Annotated in this window: 10 protein-coding genes; 4 read left to right on the top strand and 6 right to left on the bottom strand. The window is 45.8% G+C overall.

The annotated features are described in order from the left end of the window. The first annotated feature begins 451 nt into the window (after positions 1–451). Positions 452–2,470: a glycoside hydrolase family 15 protein gene (locus PHF18_RS10955; RefSeq protein WP_300102524.1), complete on the top strand. Its 2,019-nt coding sequence runs from the start codon at positions 452–454 to the stop codon at positions 2,468–2,470. Positions 2,471–2,638: 168 nt separating this feature from the next. Here PHF18_RS10955 and PHF18_RS10950 read toward each other — a convergent pair whose 3' ends face one another. After that, positions 2,639–3,076, bottom strand: coding sequence for a GNAT family N-acetyltransferase (locus PHF18_RS10950; protein WP_300102521.1), 438 nt, complete (start codon positions 3,074–3,076; stop codon positions 2,639–2,641). Positions 3,077–3,227: 151 nt separating this feature from the next. Further along, on the bottom strand, positions 3,228–4,451 hold the full coding sequence (locus PHF18_RS10945) for a M20 family metallopeptidase (RefSeq protein WP_300102518.1): 1,224 nt from the start codon (positions 4,449–4,451) through the stop codon (positions 3,228–3,230). Between the two features lie 510 nt (positions 4,452–4,961). On the opposite strand from PHF18_RS10945, the gene PHF18_RS10940 reads away from it, so the two are divergent. Next, positions 4,962–5,903: a nucleotidyltransferase domain-containing protein gene (locus PHF18_RS10940; protein WP_300102515.1), complete on the top strand. Its 942-nt coding sequence runs from the start codon at positions 4,962–4,964 to the stop codon at positions 5,901–5,903. 927 nt (positions 5,904–6,830) lie between these two features. Here PHF18_RS10940 and PHF18_RS10935 read toward each other — a convergent pair. Then, positions 6,831–8,333, bottom strand: a complete 1,503-nt coding sequence (locus PHF18_RS10935; protein ID WP_300102512.1) for a PGF-pre-PGF domain-containing protein — start codon at positions 8,331–8,333, stop codon at positions 6,831–6,833. A gap of 194 nt (positions 8,334–8,527) precedes the next feature. Between PHF18_RS10935 and PHF18_RS10930 the strand changes: the two genes are divergently transcribed. Together PHF18_RS10930 and PHF18_RS10925 are read left to right on the top strand one after the other, a co-directional pair. Then, a complete protein-coding gene (locus PHF18_RS10930) occupies positions 8,528–10,048 on the top strand; it encodes a DUF4139 domain-containing protein (RefSeq protein WP_300102509.1) in 1,521 nt (506 codons plus the stop codon). A 382-nt stretch (positions 10,049–10,430) separates the two neighbouring features. Then, positions 10,431–11,951, top strand: coding sequence for an MAST domain-containing protein (locus PHF18_RS10925; protein ID WP_300102506.1), 1,521 nt, complete (start codon positions 10,431–10,433; stop codon positions 11,949–11,951). A 517-nt stretch (positions 11,952–12,468) separates the two neighbouring features. Here the strand turns inward: PHF18_RS10925 and rpsJ are convergent. The 3 genes from rpsJ to PHF18_RS10910 all read right to left on the bottom strand — a co-directional run. Continuing rightward, positions 12,469–12,777 (bottom strand): 30S ribosomal protein S10, encoded by a 309-nt coding sequence (gene rpsJ, locus PHF18_RS10920; RefSeq protein ID WP_300102503.1) that lies wholly within the window; start codon positions 12,775–12,777, stop codon positions 12,469–12,471. A gap of 38 nt (positions 12,778–12,815) precedes the next feature. Then, positions 12,816–14,084, bottom strand: a complete 1,269-nt coding sequence (gene tuf, locus PHF18_RS10915; RefSeq protein WP_300102500.1) for a translation elongation factor EF-1 subunit alpha — start codon at positions 14,082–14,084, stop codon at positions 12,816–12,818. A gap of 359 nt (positions 14,085–14,443) precedes the next feature. Beyond that, positions 14,444–16,537: elongation factor EF-2 (locus tag PHF18_RS10910; RefSeq protein ID WP_300102497.1), on the bottom strand; the 2,094-nt coding region annotated here is incomplete at its 5' end.

Here is a 16,537-nt window from a genome sequence, read left to right as displayed (position 1 = left end):
TTCAAAAATTGATCTGATTTCACTGACCATCTGAGACAAAAACTTTACTTTTCAAACTTAAAACCTGAGCATGCTCAGCACACCGGTAGAATATTAAAAACAGTTCAACCTTTACAGAAATAGCTGTAAAATGGTTCAGCTTTAGTTAACTATTCGCTAAATCTAAAAATTTAACGGGTTTCCTGCAGAGGATTTATGAATTCTTGATCCGGGATGATAAAGGTTTATTAGAGGATGGTACAGGTTTATTTATATTTCAGGATCAAAAAAGAATATTAAGCTCTAAAAGTAAGGTATAGTTATCCGGGTAAACCATAACCCATATCAGGTTTGCGTTGATTTCTCATAAATATAACTTGATCAAGGAAGGATACAGAATAGAATTAGAAATTACAGAATCGAATTAAAAATTACAGAATCGAAAACGAAATAATAGAAAATAGAGTAGGAGGTGTCCGGAATTAGGCCGCTGATTTTCGGAAATGGAAAAATCCTGATTTGTGAAGATGAGACCGGGACTATAAGGGATATCTATTTCCCATATGTAGGGCTCGAGAATCACGGAAACTCGATAAGGGTCGGTGTATGTGACCTCGATTCCCTTTACTGCAGCTGGCTTGAAAACTGGAAGATCCGGCAGCGGTATAAATCAGATTTCGAAGAAAATTTCTGCAGCCGGGTACTTGAGATCTCAGGGACACAGGAGGAAAACGAAACAAAAAAAGAAGATCCGGCTAATGGAAAAATGCCTGAAATCTGTATGGAAGTTACTTCAAATATAGGGGAGACTGTATTCGAAAACCCTGAGCTCGGGCTCAAAATTACGGTATGGGAAACCGTCCATCCGTCGGTAAACATTTTCTACAGGACCTATGAAGTAAAAAATATCTCGAATTCTCCCAGGCACCTGCGTCTTTTTTCCAACCAGAACTACCGGATCCTTGAAAACAAGATCGGAGAAACCGCTGTAATTGATAAACAGACCCTTATCCACTACAAGCGCGACCGCTATTTCCTGCATGCGAGTGACCCTCCCTTTGACCAGCATGCGGTAGGGACTGCAGAGTGGAAAGGGCTTGAAGGCACCTGGAAAGACATGGAAGATGATGCAAGTCTCAGTGGAAACCCCGTAGCTCACGGCTCGGTAGATTCCACTCTAGGCTGGACCCTGCCTGAGCTGAAAGCCGGAGAGTCAACAAGGGTACATTTCTGGATCGTTTTTGGAAAAAAGTACTGCAATGTGCTCAAGATCCATAAAAGGGTAAAGGCAGCCGGAAGAAGTGCTCTTTTTCACCATAGCTTCAATTTCTGGAATTCTTTTGTCGAGAGGGTGTCCGTCCTCTCTGAGTATGCCTGGATGCCGCAGCTTCCGGAAAGCGTCTCAAAGTGTTTTTACCGCAGCCTCCTTACAGTTGTCGCCCACATGGATATCACGGGTTCGGTGATTGCTTCCTGCGACTCGGATATAAAGCAGTTTGGGGCAGACCTCTACTCCTACTGCTGGCCCAGAGACGCAGCCTGGGTCTGCCTTGCGCTTGATAGAGCGCGGTACCACCACCTGAGTACGGAGATATTTGAGTTTTTCTCCAGAACCATCACACATAGAGGCAACTTTCTTCACAAGTATACCCCTGCTGGAGATTTCGGGAGCACCTGGCATCCTGTTCCCATGATCCAGATTGATGAAACAGGGCTTCCCCTCTATGCCCTCTACAACAACTGGGAGCTTGAAAGGAGTGTGTGGACTACAGGCAGGTATTACAGAGGGCTTGTCCTTCCCGCAGCCAATTACCTTACAAAAGCCCTGGACAGAGAAACAAACCTTCCCATTTCAAGCTTTGACCTCTGGGAAGAGCGAAAAGGTGTGCATACCTACAGCGCCTGCACTGTCTATGCCGGTCTCTACGGAGCATGTGAACTCTCCCGTTCTCTTGGAGATTATGACAACGCAGACGTCTGGGGGGAAGCCGCAAACCGTGTTAAGCAGGCGGTCCTGGAAAAGCTCTACGATAAGGAACTAAAGCGGTTCCGGCGTTCCCTCGACGACCCGACCCTGGACTCTTCGGTGTTTGCAGTCTGGTACTTCGGGCTTCTCCCGCCTGATGATCCCAAAGTCGTCCGCACAATGGAGGCAATTGAAAGCGAACTCATCCGACCCTCAGGCGGAATCGCCCGATATCTCAATGACAATTACTACGGTTACATGAACAGCTGGATAATCTGTACTCTCTGGTTGTCCCAGTGGCACTCTGCAACAGGGAACCTGAAAAGGGCTCTTGAGCTTCTTGAGTGGTGTGCAGCTCATACCCACCCGACAGGCCTTATGTCCGAACAGGTGGACGATAAAGGCAGGCCTCTTTCGGTCCTACCGCTTGCCTGGTCTCACTCAGCTTTTGTGCTTGCTGTGCTGGAGTATCTGCAGGCTCTTGAGAAAAGAGAAGGTGGGTCATGCAGTTTACCGGCAAAATAAAAATCAATTTCGAAAATCAAACGAGAATGTTCAGGAATTAAATGAAAACGTAAAAAAGTTAAATGAAAAACCCGTGCTTGTTGATGAAACCGTTTATTTTAGATCCGTTTCTGTAAAACGGTTTCTGCAACACGGTTTCAATACAAAAGTATACAAAATCAGCTTATGTTAAAACCGTTTCTCATAGTACAGGTATCCTTCTTCTTCTTTTACAAAAGTAAAACCGTGCTTAAGATACATGCCTATCGCTTTTTTAAGGGTCGAATCGGTTTTGAGCACGGCACCTGAACAGTTTTTTCCGGCAAAATCCAGAGCTGCCAGAAAAAGCTTTTTTCCATTACCTTTGCCTCTGAAGCCCTTTTTAAGGTAGATGCGCCTGATTTCACAGAGGTTCCCATCAAGTTTACGGACTCCTGCAGTGCCCACTACTCTGCCATCGGCCAGGCCTACAAAAAAGGTGCCTCCTTTTGCAAAATAGTAACCTTTGATGTCTTTCAGGTCCGAATCTTTAAGCCTGTCGTACTCAAAGCCGTGTTCAAGCAGGACTTCAAGGACAACGTCCCTGACCTCTTCTTTTCTGGACTCGTCGTACCTCTGGATTATCATGTGCATTATCTCCTGCAGGCGTGCAGCATTCCTGTTTCCTGTTCAGCTTTCCTGGTATTCTTTTCTTCCGGTTTTTGTCTGTCGGCGCTGGCCCTTCAGGCAGGTTCTACCGTTCCATTTGTCCTTCTATTCCGGTCAGTTTGCAGGATTTTCAGGCGGTTCCCAGGTACCTAGCCGGATTTTTCAAGAAGTCAAGGGCAAGGGTATGAAAGATCTTTGTACCCGTCAGGAGGATCTCTTCATCAATGTCAAACCGGCAAGAGTGATTGATTTCCAGGATTCCTTTTTCGGGATTCCGGGTGCCCAGGGAGAGGAAGATTCCGGGCACTTTTTGCAGGTAGCTTGCAAAGTCTTCGGCGGCAAAGGTCTTTTCCATTTCCGGGTAGAGTACAAGTTCCGGGAAACTTTCCTTCAGTTTTGAATGCGCAGCTTCGGTGAATACGGGATCATTGACCAGGACAGGATATCCGTGGTAGATGTCGAGATCATAGGCAGGAAAACCCGAAAACTCTTCTCCTGCTTTTACATATTTTCCCATGACTTCGTCCAGACAGCCCTTTATTGTCCTGTCGATGATCTCCGTGGTCTCGTTGTCAAAGGTCCTATAGCTCCCAAGGATTTCGACAGTGTCCGGGGTCCTGTTAAACTGGGCTCCTCCCTGGATCCTGCCCACACCCAGGACGTACCTTTCAGGCTCGAGGTTCGCTTGCAGGGCAGGGTAGATGCTGATTATGAAGTCAGTTGCCATCCTGACGGTATCAATGCATCTTTCAGGTAATGAGATATGGCCTCCTTTTCCTTTAAAGATGACTTCAAAACGGTTGGTGCTTGCCATAAACGGTCCGGGACGGAAACCCACACTGCCTGATTCATGGTGGGTAAAGAGGTGCATGCCGATGACTGCATCCACGCCCTCAAGCCCTCCTTCGGCAATAACCCTCTCCGAACCACCGGGAGGGATCTCTTCTGCCGGCTGGAAGATCAGGCGAACTTCCCCTGGAAAGTCTCTGTTTTCTAAAAAGAGCCGGGCAGCTCCAAAAATCATTGCCATATGCCCGTCGTGCCCGCAGGCGTGCATAATTCCCTCATTCCTGGAGATATAGTCCCCGTTCCTTTCTCCCGCCTCTTCCTGTACCTGCAACCCGTCCATGTCCGTACGAAGGGCAATGCAGGGACCAGGCAATGTGCCCCGGATACTTACAAGCACGCCAGTATCCGCAATCTTCCTGGCTTCGATTCCCAGTTCTCCAAGGATTTTCAGGATTCGTTCCTGGGTTTCATATTCTTCGAAACTGAGTTCGGGGTATCGATGAAATTCTCGCCTCAGCCGGATAATCCAGGCTTCAAGCGCTTCTGCACTCGGATCATCTCTCAAACGTATTACCTCGGATTTTCTACATATGCAGCTTATTCCGTATATTTTTTCGATAATGTTCAGTTTTTTTGATAATGTTCAGTTTTTTCGATAATGTTCAGTTCATTTATTTTACTCATTCAGTAGATATTACTCCAGGTATATATTATTCCATTTTCTTATTCATAAATTAAGAATTAAAATACTGATAGTTAAATACATGAATGGTACAATACATTTTATTATGTTATTCATTTTAAAATAATGACAGTTAAAGTATTGGCAGTTAAAGGGTTATTAATCTGTCATATTTAAGTTCGTTGTTCGTTATTACTGTCATTATAAAGTCATTGTAATGTAATTTTAAAGTGTTCTCAACTGAAATTAAAAGTGTTCTTAATTGAAGATCAATTTACTGAAGGTTAATTTACTGAAGGTCAATTTACTGAAGGTCAATTTACTGAAGGTCAATCTGCCGTGGTTACTTTCAGCAGATCCTAATATTCGTCACATTTTCCAGGGATGATACAAATGCTTAAAACACGCCTGAGGGATTTTCTTCTTACAAAAGATGACTGGCTTTTTGCGGTTTCTGACTACTTCCGTACCGATGGAATAAGAGCCACACTCCGCTACGTTCCGGATGAAAACGGGGAGAGGGAGTTAAATGGGAAACGGTACAAAAAATACGATTTTGGCCCTGCTTTTGAATTCATGAAAGAAAACAGGCCTGAATGGGTCCAGGACGTGCACGTTGTCCCGGAGCCTGAGGTAAAGAAGGTACTGCGCCCCTCTGACTGCATCCCGGAGCTTGTGAATTCCGACAGCCGGGTAAGGGCGATCGTAAAGGTGCTTGATATGGCAGAAATTCCCAGGACAAGTATGGGAGTTACGGGTTCAATGCTTGCAGGTCTGCAAAATGAGAGCTCTGATGTCGATTTTGTTGTTTACGGTCCTATGTGGTTCAGGGCAAGGGATGCCATAGCCGTTGCAAAACAACAGGAGGGCCCTATCAAAGAGCTCGATGAGGATATGTGGCAAAGAATCTACAGGAAAAGAATCCCTGAGATTTCTTTTGACGAATTCATGCTGCACGAGTCCAGGAAAGGCAACCGTGGCATGGTAGAGGGCACTTATTTTGACCTTCTCTTCGTGCGGGAGTGGGATCAGATCAAAGAGCCTCTACCGAGGGGAAAAGACACTGTCAAAATGAAAATCGAAGCCGAGGTCAAAAACGCTGATTTTGCCTTTGACAGCCCTTCCTATTACAAAGTAGAACATGATGAGATCGACCATGTACTCTCCTATACCCACACCTATGCAGGCCAGGCTCTCCCCGGCGAGATCATAGAAGCCCGCGGTGTGGTTGAAGAATTCGGAGATATGAAGCGGCTTGTCATTGGCACCTCAAGGGAGCCAAAAGGAGAATGGATAAGGTCCCTTACCTGGCTTGAGAAGTGCGGACATATATGATATTGCTAGAAATCCCCCTCCCTGCCTGAGAAATATTTTTTTCCTTCCAGGGAGGCGGTTTTCAATTCCCATCTGTATATAACACCCCCCACCAGCTTGTCTGGCGGCCGGTCAAAAAAAGAAAGAAGAAAAATAATTTGGATAAAATATAATAGCAATAAAAAAGATAGTTGAAAAAGAGTGTTTTGCAGGCAGTATTTACTTTGTTTGTATTCAACACATTTTTTTCGGTTGCTTTTACTTATCAGTTACCTGTTGGTTACCTATTGGTTATCTGTTAGTTCTCTGTTGGTTATCTGTTAGTTCTCTGTTGGTTATCTGTTAGTTCTCTGTTGGTTATCTGTTGGTTATCTGTTGGTTATCTGTTGGTTATCTGTTGGTTATCTGTTGGTTATCTGTTAGTTCTCTGTTGGTTATCTGTTAGTTCTCTGTTGGTTATCTGTGAGTTCTCTGTTGGTTATCTGTTAGTTCTCTGTTGGTTATCTGTTAGTTCTCTGTTGGTTATCTGTGAGTTCTCTGTTGGTTATCTGTTAGTTCTCTGTTGGTTATCTGTTAGTTCTCTGTTGGTTATCTGTGAGTCTCTTACCGGTTTACTTGGTCGCTGTTACTTCTGGTTTATCTCTTCTTACTCTCTTTTCTTCTTTCTTTTTGTCTGAAGGCCGCTCTCCTGCGTCGAGCGTGACAAGAACGACTCAGTATAGTGAATAAGGTTGTACGGATCAGAAATATTTATAATTCTGTCCTCTTGAATGAAGCTCACTACTATAATCCATCAAGTAGTCCTCTTGAGCGAATCTCACTACTAAATACCAAAAAGTAGTCCTCTTGAGCGCAGCGAAAAGGACCGCGTACTCCCGATGCGCAATTCGGGAGAGGCGCAATTCGGGAAAGGAAGATTTCTCCAAACCTTCCCCGGTCTTGAGAGACTTATTTTATCTTCCTTCTCTTCAGGGCTGCGTATGATGCCAGAAGGCCGGCTACCGTAAATGAAACTCCAGCTCCGGGGGCATCTTCCTTTTCGTTATCCGAAGCCAGATCTTCTCCACTTTCTTCTCCGGATATTTCTGCTGTGCTCATAACAGTACTGTCTTCATTTCTAATTGGGTTTATTTCAACCAATTGTGTATTTTTTTCCGGGCTTGCGATCGCAAAAGGCGAAAATCCCGGGGTTTCTGCGTTAAAGTAGAAGTAATCCTGGTCTTCTCCGGTCAGGGTTGTGGGTAGTGCACCCCACATATTTTCACTGTACCTGTACAGGATCATTGTGTTTTCATTAATGCCGTTTTCGGAGAGCCATGTCTTGTTTACCCTGAAGCTTATCCGGGCATTTTCAAGGTTTTCAGAGCTTGAAAATCCATTGCTTCCAACCCAGATATTCAGGTTTCTGTAGACGGTTCCGGGGGCAGGTTCTTTCACTATTGAGGACGTGTTCTTTAGAATCTCCACAATTGTGGTTATTTTCCCAAAGTTCTTTTTCGGGTCAAACTCCACAGCAACTATTTCGTTTGTCTCTCCTTTGAAGGTGTAGCAGGTGTGGATTCCTTTGAAGACCTGCTCATTTGAAATCTCCTTGAGCTCTATGTTCCGGCTTGATTCCGAAGAGCCTCCACCTCCACCTCCACTACTTCCTCCGGAAGACGAGGTTTTCTCAGTGACTGTGATATAACCTGTTTTTGTCTCGGCATCGTTTCCATAGGTAGTGTTGGTTGCTATGAGAGTGACAGTATAGGTGCCCGGGATTTCATATGTCCATGCCGGATTTTTCTCTGTAGAGTCGGTACTTCCGTTTCCATCAAAATCCCATTCCCAGGAATCCGTGTTGCCTGTACATAAGTCCGTGAACTGGACTGTAAGGGGCACGATGCCGGAGAGAGGGCTTGCAGAAAATCCGGCTTCAGGAGGAGGGTATGTGAGAATTATTTCCGAAGCTCCTGTAACAGGAACAGCGGAGATGGAATACGCGGAAACATTACCTGAGATTGTGAAATTTCCAGGTTCAGCAACTAAAGGCGCTGTAACCCTGTACACAACCGTTTTTTCCCCGCCTGCCTGAAGGCTCTCGACCCAGATCCATTCCAGGGTAGACTTTTTGAAAGTCTCGGAATTCTGGAACGTAGCCCCATCATTATCAACTATAGTTATATCCCATCCAACAGGAAGGTTTTCATCAAGGGTGAGAGCTTCAATATACTGGTCTGTCTGTATGTGCATGGTTACTGTGAAAGTTCCACCTGCATAAACTGTTCCTGCAGAAATCTCCCTGCTTGCCTCAATTCCGGAAGCCGAAACTGGAAGTATAGTTACTGCAAAAAATAGAATAAGTATAAGACCGGCGATAAAATTTGAGATTTTTATCCGGTTTTTTACTTTAAGGGTCTCAATAGTTTTCATGAAAACTAGTCCTTTAGTTTTTTCGAGTTTATCTGGCATCTATCTTAAATTCTATATTCTGTTTCGGCCTATATTATTATAACTGTTAACAGCCTGACTTTTATTTAAATCTTTTAGGAATATGTAATTTACAGTGTCATAAGGCTTTGAAAATCCGGGGATGCAGAAGGATAACTTCGAGTGAATCCGCAGTTAAAGTCACATATAAATAAAACAGTGCACTATTATCTGTTATGAGAACGAGAAAAAGTTATCTATGGATTTCTCTGGTTTTTATCGGAGTTGTAGCCACAGCTGCAGCGTTTGCGTACCCTGGATCTACTGAAGGCACGGTTCAGGCTGATGAGCAAGAAATAGCTGTTAGTGGAAGAGAAATCACTGCTAATGGTATTGCTTCTGCTTCCAGTGTAATCACAAAGGTAAAACCTTCAAATCCTCTGGAGTTTCTTACTGCCAGAGCCGCGGGAACTGATGCAGCTACTGAGGTTACGGTTTACAACGATAACCTTGCCCTTGTGAAAGAACGCAGGGAACTCGACCTGAAGACCGGAGTTAACAGGGTCGAATACACTGATGTTGCTGCACTTATCGATCCTACCTCAGTCATGTTTGAGGACACAAAGAACAAAAATACTGCCGTGCTTGAACAAAACTATGAGTATGACCTGGTAAGCAGTTACAAACTTCTTGATAAATTCCTGGGCAAGGAAATCACCGCAACTGAAAAGGAAGGAGAGACATACACAGGGACTCTTCTCAGCCATGACGGGGGGGTTGTGCTCAGTCTGAGTGACGGAAAAGTTGTAAGTCTCACAGAAATCTCTAAATATGAGTTTCCTGACTCTGCAGGGCTGCTTACAAAACCCACCCTGGTCTGGCAGGTCTATTCTCCTGTAGCAGGCACCCGGGATGTCCTTACTTCATATCTTACGGGCGGCATGAGCTGGAGGGCAGACTACATCGTAAAGACGAATGCTGATGATTCAAAGGCTGACATCCAGGGCTGGGTCAGTGTCGACAATGCGGCAGGGACAACCTATGAGGATACCAAATTAAAGCTCGTTGCAGGTGAGGTCCACAGGGTCTTTGTGCCCCAGCCGAGAGTTATGTATGAGATGCCTGTGGAAGAAGAAATGTATGAAGGGACAGCCAAGGACAGCTTTTCCGAAGAATCCCTCTTTGAGTACCACCTCTACACCCTGGAAAGGCCAGCTACCCTGAAAAACAACCAGATCAAGCAGCTTTCCCTGCTCTCTGCAGACGCTGTACCTGTGGAAAAAGAACTCATCTTTGATGTTTCAAAAAGTGATAAGGTGCAGGTAGTCCTGAACCTCGAAAATTCAAAAGAAAAGGGCCTTGGAATGCCTCTCCCTGCAGGGGTTGTCAGGGTATACAAAGCTGATTCCGAAGGGCAGCTCCAGTTCCTTGGAGAAGACAGTATAGACCACACCCCAAAAGATGAAGAAGTCAAGGTAGTTGTAGGAAACGCTTTCGATGTAACAGGCACCAGAACCCAGACCGATTACAAAAAGGTGAGCACTGACGTCTGGCGGGAAAGCTATGAGATTGAATTAAAGAACCATAAGACTGAAGCCCAGAAAATAAGGATCGTGGAACATTTCTACGGAGACTGGGAAATTACCACGAGTTCCGAGACTTATAAAAAGACGGATGCATTCACTGCCGAATGGGAAGTAACCGTGCCTGCAGACGGTTCTAAAAAAGTCTCTTTCACAGTGGAACGCAGCTATTGAGCCCGGACTGAAAGTAACCAATATATTCAAAGAATCTTTCTCTTGTTTCAAAAATTACTCCCTTTTTTCATAATGGGGAGTAATCAATTTTTTTATTGTTTTTCCCGGGGTTTACTGCCCTAAATCAGGATTTAAGGGACCAAAATATCTTTTTTTAGAGTAGGGCTTCTGCAGTGTTCCGGACTTCAGTATAAGAGAATTTATACGATTAGCTCATATAATCAATTGTTTGAATTATCGATTTATTGATTCTGTTTTGCTTCAGCTTCTTATTTTTTAAGGCTGGAGAGGTCATTGACAGGTTATTGTTTGTGGGTGACGGAGTATGAAAATGAAGTTGAAAATGAAAAGCTTAGATCTATCTGTATTTTGTGTCCTTTTGATGGTGATCCTGGGGGTATCTCCTGCCCTTGCCCAGATGGGGCAGGGTGGCGGACCCGTTAACAATATGGGGCAAGGAAATGGCCAGGTAATGGGCCAGAACATGATGAATGGGTACGGGTTTGACCAGTATGACAACAGGTTTGCGGGTTTCGGATCCATGACTTTCGAAGAAGTCTGCAACAATTTCGGAATCCCGGTTAAAACCGCGCTTTCCGACCTCGGGCTTCCGGAGGATATGAGCACGCAGCTTACAATCCTGGAGGTTGAAGAGCAGTACGAGGTTTCAGGGCAGGAAATTGTCAGCTACATGGTCATGAACACGAAGCAGGCCCAGACCTCGCTCAATGCCAGGCAAAGGCTCCTGATGGGCCAGCAGGCCGTACAGGCTGCGAGAGGTGGGGGCATGAGCAGAGGAATGTATTTCATGCGGCAGGGCCGCTTTGCATACGGGAATTACACGACTTTCAATTTTGATTCCGATGCAGGCGAAGTCAGTAACTTTGCGGTTAGCGGAGATATGATTTTTGATTCGGTTACGGTTTCCGATTTTGCCTTTAAAGAAGAGCAGGTTGCAGGGGCAACTGCTGTCTATGAGGGCGCTGAGAGCCAGATTTTACTTCACGACAACCCGATGGGAACCATGCAGGTAATGGCTTTTGCCGACAAAACCATTGTTTTTGACCTTGCAGACGAAGTAGAAGCAAGCATGGATACCACACTTTCAGATGATTTAAAAGATGTGATCGTTGTAAAGATAACTAAAAACAATTTTGAGGGATACCTTACCGTCTTCAAGAATTACCTTGCTTCCGATACGGATGCAGAGCCTCTCGAAGGACTTGATGTTGAGGTTTCGGATGACAGGGTCACGGTAACCCTTGTAGAGAACAGTGTGGTTATGTTCCGTGCAATTCCTATGGAGCCTGCTTTCATGCAGACTGGATATACTTACGGTTCCCGTGCTGTGTACATGCACCAGGTGCTCAACCGGGAAATTGCCAATGGCCGTGTCGGAGCTGAACTTGCCCTCCGCGCAGGCGGGGATAACGCATCCATTGTGAACTACACTCCCATGGGCTTGCAGGTCATGGAAAGAGACAGGGATCGCATAGTGCTCGGGGTAGATTCGGACCTTCCCGAAGGCAGGGTCATCACCGTAAACGTGGACAACGAGACCATCAACCTTTCCAATCCCGATCGCCTCAGGCTCCGCTTTGACGGAGTGGAAATTGAAAAAGCCGAAAGCATCGATGAACTCTTTGTCGGCGGGAACCGCCCACTCTGCTATCTCGTGCAGGAAAATGAAACCGCCACCATGGCCGTGTATATCCCAGAATTTTCTGAGCACGAAATAGTAATTGACCTGGAGCCAGAAGCCGGAGAAGAAGGGGCTGGAGAAGAAGTCGAGGAAGAGGGAGTTACTGAAGAAGAATCTGAAGCCGAATCCACGCCAGCTTTCGAGTTTGGACTCGGAGTTGCAGTGCTGGCTTCCGCATACGGGCTGAAGCGCAGGAGATAATAACCAATCCTGGTCAGTCTGTCTAAATCCAGTATCATTGGATAAATTGGATGCAGAGGTAATGGGATTCAAAACTCTGCATCATATTTTTCTCCTTTTCGGGTTTTCTCTTTTCGGGTTATCTCATTCAAACAGCACAAAAACTATTACCTACACAGCAGAGAATCGCTTTTAATCAGGATCTTAACCGGGGCCTTAACCGGGATCCAGCAGAAGAAATAGAAGCCTAAAAGTCTGAAGTAAAATCTGAAGTAAAGTCTGAAGTAAAGTAAAAAGTGAAATCTGAAGTAAAATCTGAAGTAAAGTAAAAAGTGAAAGCTGAATTATGAAGTAAAAGAGCCGAAGGAAAGACAGAACAGATTTGCAGAATAACTTCCGGCGGACTGAAAATCTTTCAAGTAGATAGCTGCCGGCAATTTCTCAAAAAGTGGATACGTAAATATTCTGAAATAACGAAATGAAAAGGAATTTGCAAGACCGGATACAGAGGATTTCTGTAACCTGTCTTTTTTTGCATTTATCCTTCGAGTACAATCTCGATGTTTATGTCTTTGGGAACCTGGATTCTCATGAGCTGACGAAGTGCCCTTTCATCGGCTGCTATGTCGATGAGACGCTTGTGTACGCGCATTTCCCAGTGGTCCCAGGTTGCCGTTCCATCCCCACTTGGACTCTTCCTTGTGGGAACAACCAGCTTCTTTGTTGGAAGTGGAACAGGCCCTGAAATGCTTACTCCTGTCCTTTCTGCAATTGACTTTACCTGGTTACAGACTCCATCCAGATCCTTGGGATTGATGCCTGACAATCTAATTCTGGCTTTTTGCATAACCTTTTTTCTCCTTACAAAATGAAAAAAGGAGAGTGTTATTTCTGCTTAACACTCATGCACATACCGGCGGCAATTGTCATGCCCATATCGCGGATAGCGAACCTGCCGAGCTGTGGAATTTCCTTTACTGGTTCAATAACCATCGGTTTTGTTGGTTTGATGGTAACGATTGCTGCGTCTCCTGCCTTAAGGAAAGTTGGGTTTTCTTCCTTAACCTGACCAGTCTTCGGGTCCAGCTTCCTGTTAAGAGCAATCAGCTGGCATGCGGTCTGGGAGGTGTGGGCGTGGAACACAGGAGTGTACCCTGCAGTGATTGCAGAGGGGTGCTGAAGGACCACAATCTGTCCTACAAACTCGTCAGCAACCGATGGTGGGTTGTCAACAGGGCCACAAACGTCTCCTCTGCGGATGTCGTTCTTGCCGATACCACGGACGTTCCATCCGATGTTGTCTCCGGGGAATGCCTGAGGGATTTCTTCGTGGTGCATCTCAATGGACTTAACTTCACCGGATATACCGCCGGGCATGAAAACGACCTTGTCGCCCTTCTTCATGACCCCGGTTTCTACTCTGCCTACAGGCACAGTTCCGATACCGGAGATGGTGTATGCATCTTCCACAGGGATCCTGAGAGGGAGAGTGGAGGGTTTTTCAGGCTCTTTGAGGTTGTTGAGGGAATCCATGATGCAGGGACCCTTGTACCAGGGAGTTTTGTCACTGAGTTTGACCATGTTGTCGCCATAGAATGCGGAGGTCGGGATGAAGGGGATATCGCTTGGCTTAAACCCGATCATTTTCAGAATCCCGGATACTTCTGCGATAACTTCTTTGTATCTGGCTTCGCTGTATTCTACTGCATCCATCTTGTTGATTGCGACAATAAGCTGGTTGATACCGAGAGTTCTGGCAAGGAAAATGTGTTCCTTGGTCTGGGCCATGACACCATCAGGGGCTGCAACTACAAGGACAGCAGCATCAGCCTGAGAAGCACCTGTGATCATGTTCTTAACGAAGTCACGGTGGCCAGGGCAGTCCACAACTGTGAAGTAGAATTTGTCTGTGTCGAATCTCTTGTGAGCGATATCAATTGTAATACCTCTTTCACGCTCTTCCTTAAGAGAGTCCATAACCCAGGCGAAGGCGAAGGATTCCTTACCCTTCTGCTTTGCTTCTTCCCTAAACTTATCAATGATGTGTGGAGCTATAGCTCCTGCATCGAACATTAAGCGTCCTACGAATGTTGACTTTCCGTGGTCAATGTGACCAATCACTGCTAAATTCAGATGTGGTTTATCTGCTGCCATATTTATAATTCTCCTGTAATTCTGGATGAGTTTAATTCGTATATCAAATATTTACTATATTAAGATTAGGGCAAATCTCAATATTGATTCATCCATTTCTATATTCTTTTGTTAAATCAATATTGTAAGTTATCCCTTCTCCGGCCTTTTTCCTTGAACTGGTACTGTATGAATATCCAGTGGTCCGGACTATTTTTCCCCAATATAGGTATACCTTGACTTAAAGCTTTCCGATTGGCCTTATCCTCGAACCGATAGGGATTCTTTTCCCTTCCAGGTCAGTCGAGATCTTTTTTATTAATTCCAAAGGAGAAAGGTATTACCTTTAAAATATTAAGGAAAAGCGGAAAAGATTCCGCTTACATTGACATGTAGTCAGAAGCTTTGGGAAGGTCTTTCTTGAGTCCTTTCCTTTCTCTGATCTGGCCTACAACTTCAGTCTGGATGCTGGCTGGTACAATATCAAAGCCTCCGAATTCAGTACTCCACATAGCACGTCCTTCGGTTGCAGACCTGATTTCTCCTGCAAATCCAAACATCTCGGCCACAGGTACCCTGGCCTCGATAATTGCCAGGTCTCCTTCAGTGGTCATGTTAAGGATAATTCCACGGCGGCCCTGAATTTCCTTTGTTGCACCGCCCATTGTAAGCTGGGGCACCTGGATAAAGACCTTCTGATAAGGTTCGAGAAGGCCGTCGTCTGCCATAAGCATCCCTGCCTGAATGGCCTGCCTTGCTGCGGGGATGACCTGGGCTGGACCTCTGTGAATAGCGTCTTCGTGGAGTTTTGCATCTACAAGTACGCACTTCATGTTTGCCACTGGTTCTCTTGTGAGAGGGCCTGCCTTCATGACTTCTTCAAACCCGTCAAGCACCAGTTCCATTGTCTCGTTCAGATACTGGATACCCTTGGTAACGTCTATAAAGATGTTGGATTTGAGGATGCCGGCAATGCCTTTTGCTTCTTCTTTACTCATGCCGAGTTCGAGGAGCTTCTGTCTGCGCTCAAGCTCAGGCATGTTCATGCTGATATCGCCGGCCTTGATCAAATCAACAATTGCATCATCAAGGGGTTCTACATAAATATAGAACCTGTTGTGCCTGTTAGGGGACTTTCCTTCTACAGGCTCGATCTTTCTCCTGATGGTTTCCCTGTAGACCACGATAGGCTTGCTTGTGAGGATTTCCACATTCTTATCTCTCTGGATCCTGTGGGCGATGACTTCAAGGTGAAGTTCTCCCATACCTGCCATCAGGTGTTCCCCGGTTTCCTCGTCCAGAGTAATCTGAAGAGTTGGGTCTTCCTTTGCGACCTGTCTGAGAACCTCGACCAGTTTGGGCAGATCTTTGGTGTGCTTGGCTTCTACAGCCACAGTCACCACAGGTTCACTTACGTGCCTGATGCTTTCGAAAGGCACCATGCCTTCAAGGGTTGTAACTGTGGACCCTACGATTGCATCTTTTAAGCCCGTAACTGCAGCAATGTTTCCTGCGGGAATTCTCTCCACTTCGAGCCTTTCGGGGCCCATGAAGATGCCTACCTGCTGGACTCTGCTCTTTTTTACAGTCCCGGAGGTGAAAACTTCCATTCCACGGGAAAAAGATCCGCTGAACAGCCTTCCGGTTGCAACTTCTCCTGCATGTGGATCTATGGAAATGTCCGTTACCATGAAAGCAAGGTCACCGGCTGCATCTGCATTGGCCATGGATTTGCCAATTGCAGAGTTAGGATCACCGTGCCAGATAGCAGGTACTCTTCCCTTCTGGGCGTCAAGAGGGTTTGGCAGGTACCTGATAACCATATCAAGGACAGTTGAGTGCAGAGGACACTTTTCTGCCAGAGCCTTCATGTCTTCGGCCTTACAGTAGTCATAGACTTCCTTGAAAGAGATCCCGGTCTGCTGCATCATAGGCACACTGATTGCCCAGTTATAAAGGGCAGAGCCGAATGCGACAGTTCCAGCTGCTGCATCTACTTTCCAGCCTGCCTTGAACTTCTCCGGATTCATATTCTTGATGAGCTTGTTCACGTGGTCAATTACTTTGCCCAGGCGAACCTGCATTTCCTGAGAATCGACCTGCAGCTCATTGATTAGCCGGTCTACTTTGTTGACAAAAAGTACGGGTCTGACGTGTTCCCTGAGAGCCTGTCTCAGCACAGTCTCGGTCTGGGGCATTGTGCCTTCGACGGCGTCCACGACCACGACTGCACCATCCACTGCCCTCATAGCACGGGTAACGTCCCCACCAAAGTCCACGTGCCCGGGAGTGTCAATCAGATTGATCAGGTAGTCTTCATTATCGTAAGTGTGAACCATGGAAACGTTAGAGGCATCGATTGTAATACCTCTTGCCTGTTCCTCTTCATCGGAGTCCATGAATAACTGTCTTCCGGCAAGTTCCTTTGAAATCATGCCGGCGCCTGCTAACAGGTTGTCCGATAATGTGGTTTT

Origin of the sequence: Methanosarcina sp., from assembly GCF_028693135.1 — an archaeon.
Taxonomy (GTDB): Archaea; Halobacteriota; Methanosarcinia; order Methanosarcinales; family Methanosarcinaceae; genus Methanosarcina.
Note: the sequence above shows the minus strand (reverse complement) of the source record. Positions and strands in the feature narration are given on the sequence as shown.

Coding starts and splice junctions, on each gene's coding strand:
- tuf (WP_300102500.1), bottom strand. CDS start 14,084: ATGGCAGCAGATAAACCACATCTGAATTTAGCAGTGATTGGTCACATT.
- PHF18_RS10935 (WP_300102512.1), bottom strand. CDS start 8,333: ATGCCAGATAAACTCGAAAAAACTAAAGGACTAGTTTTCATGAAAACT.
- PHF18_RS10940 (WP_300102515.1), top strand. CDS start 4,962: ATGCTTAAAACACGCCTGAGGGATTTTCTTCTTACAAAAGATGACTGG.
- PHF18_RS10930 (WP_300102509.1), top strand. CDS start 8,528: ATGAGAACGAGAAAAAGTTATCTATGGATTTCTCTGGTTTTTATCGGA.
- PHF18_RS10925 (WP_300102506.1), top strand. CDS start 10,431: ATGGTGATCCTGGGGGTATCTCCTGCCCTTGCCCAGATGGGGCAGGGT.
- rpsJ (WP_300102503.1), bottom strand. CDS start 12,777: ATGCAAAAAGCCAGAATTAGATTGTCAGGCATCAATCCCAAGGATCTG.
- PHF18_RS10950 (WP_300102521.1), bottom strand. CDS start 3,076: ATGATAATCCAGAGGTACGACGAGTCCAGAAAAGAAGAGGTCAGGGAC.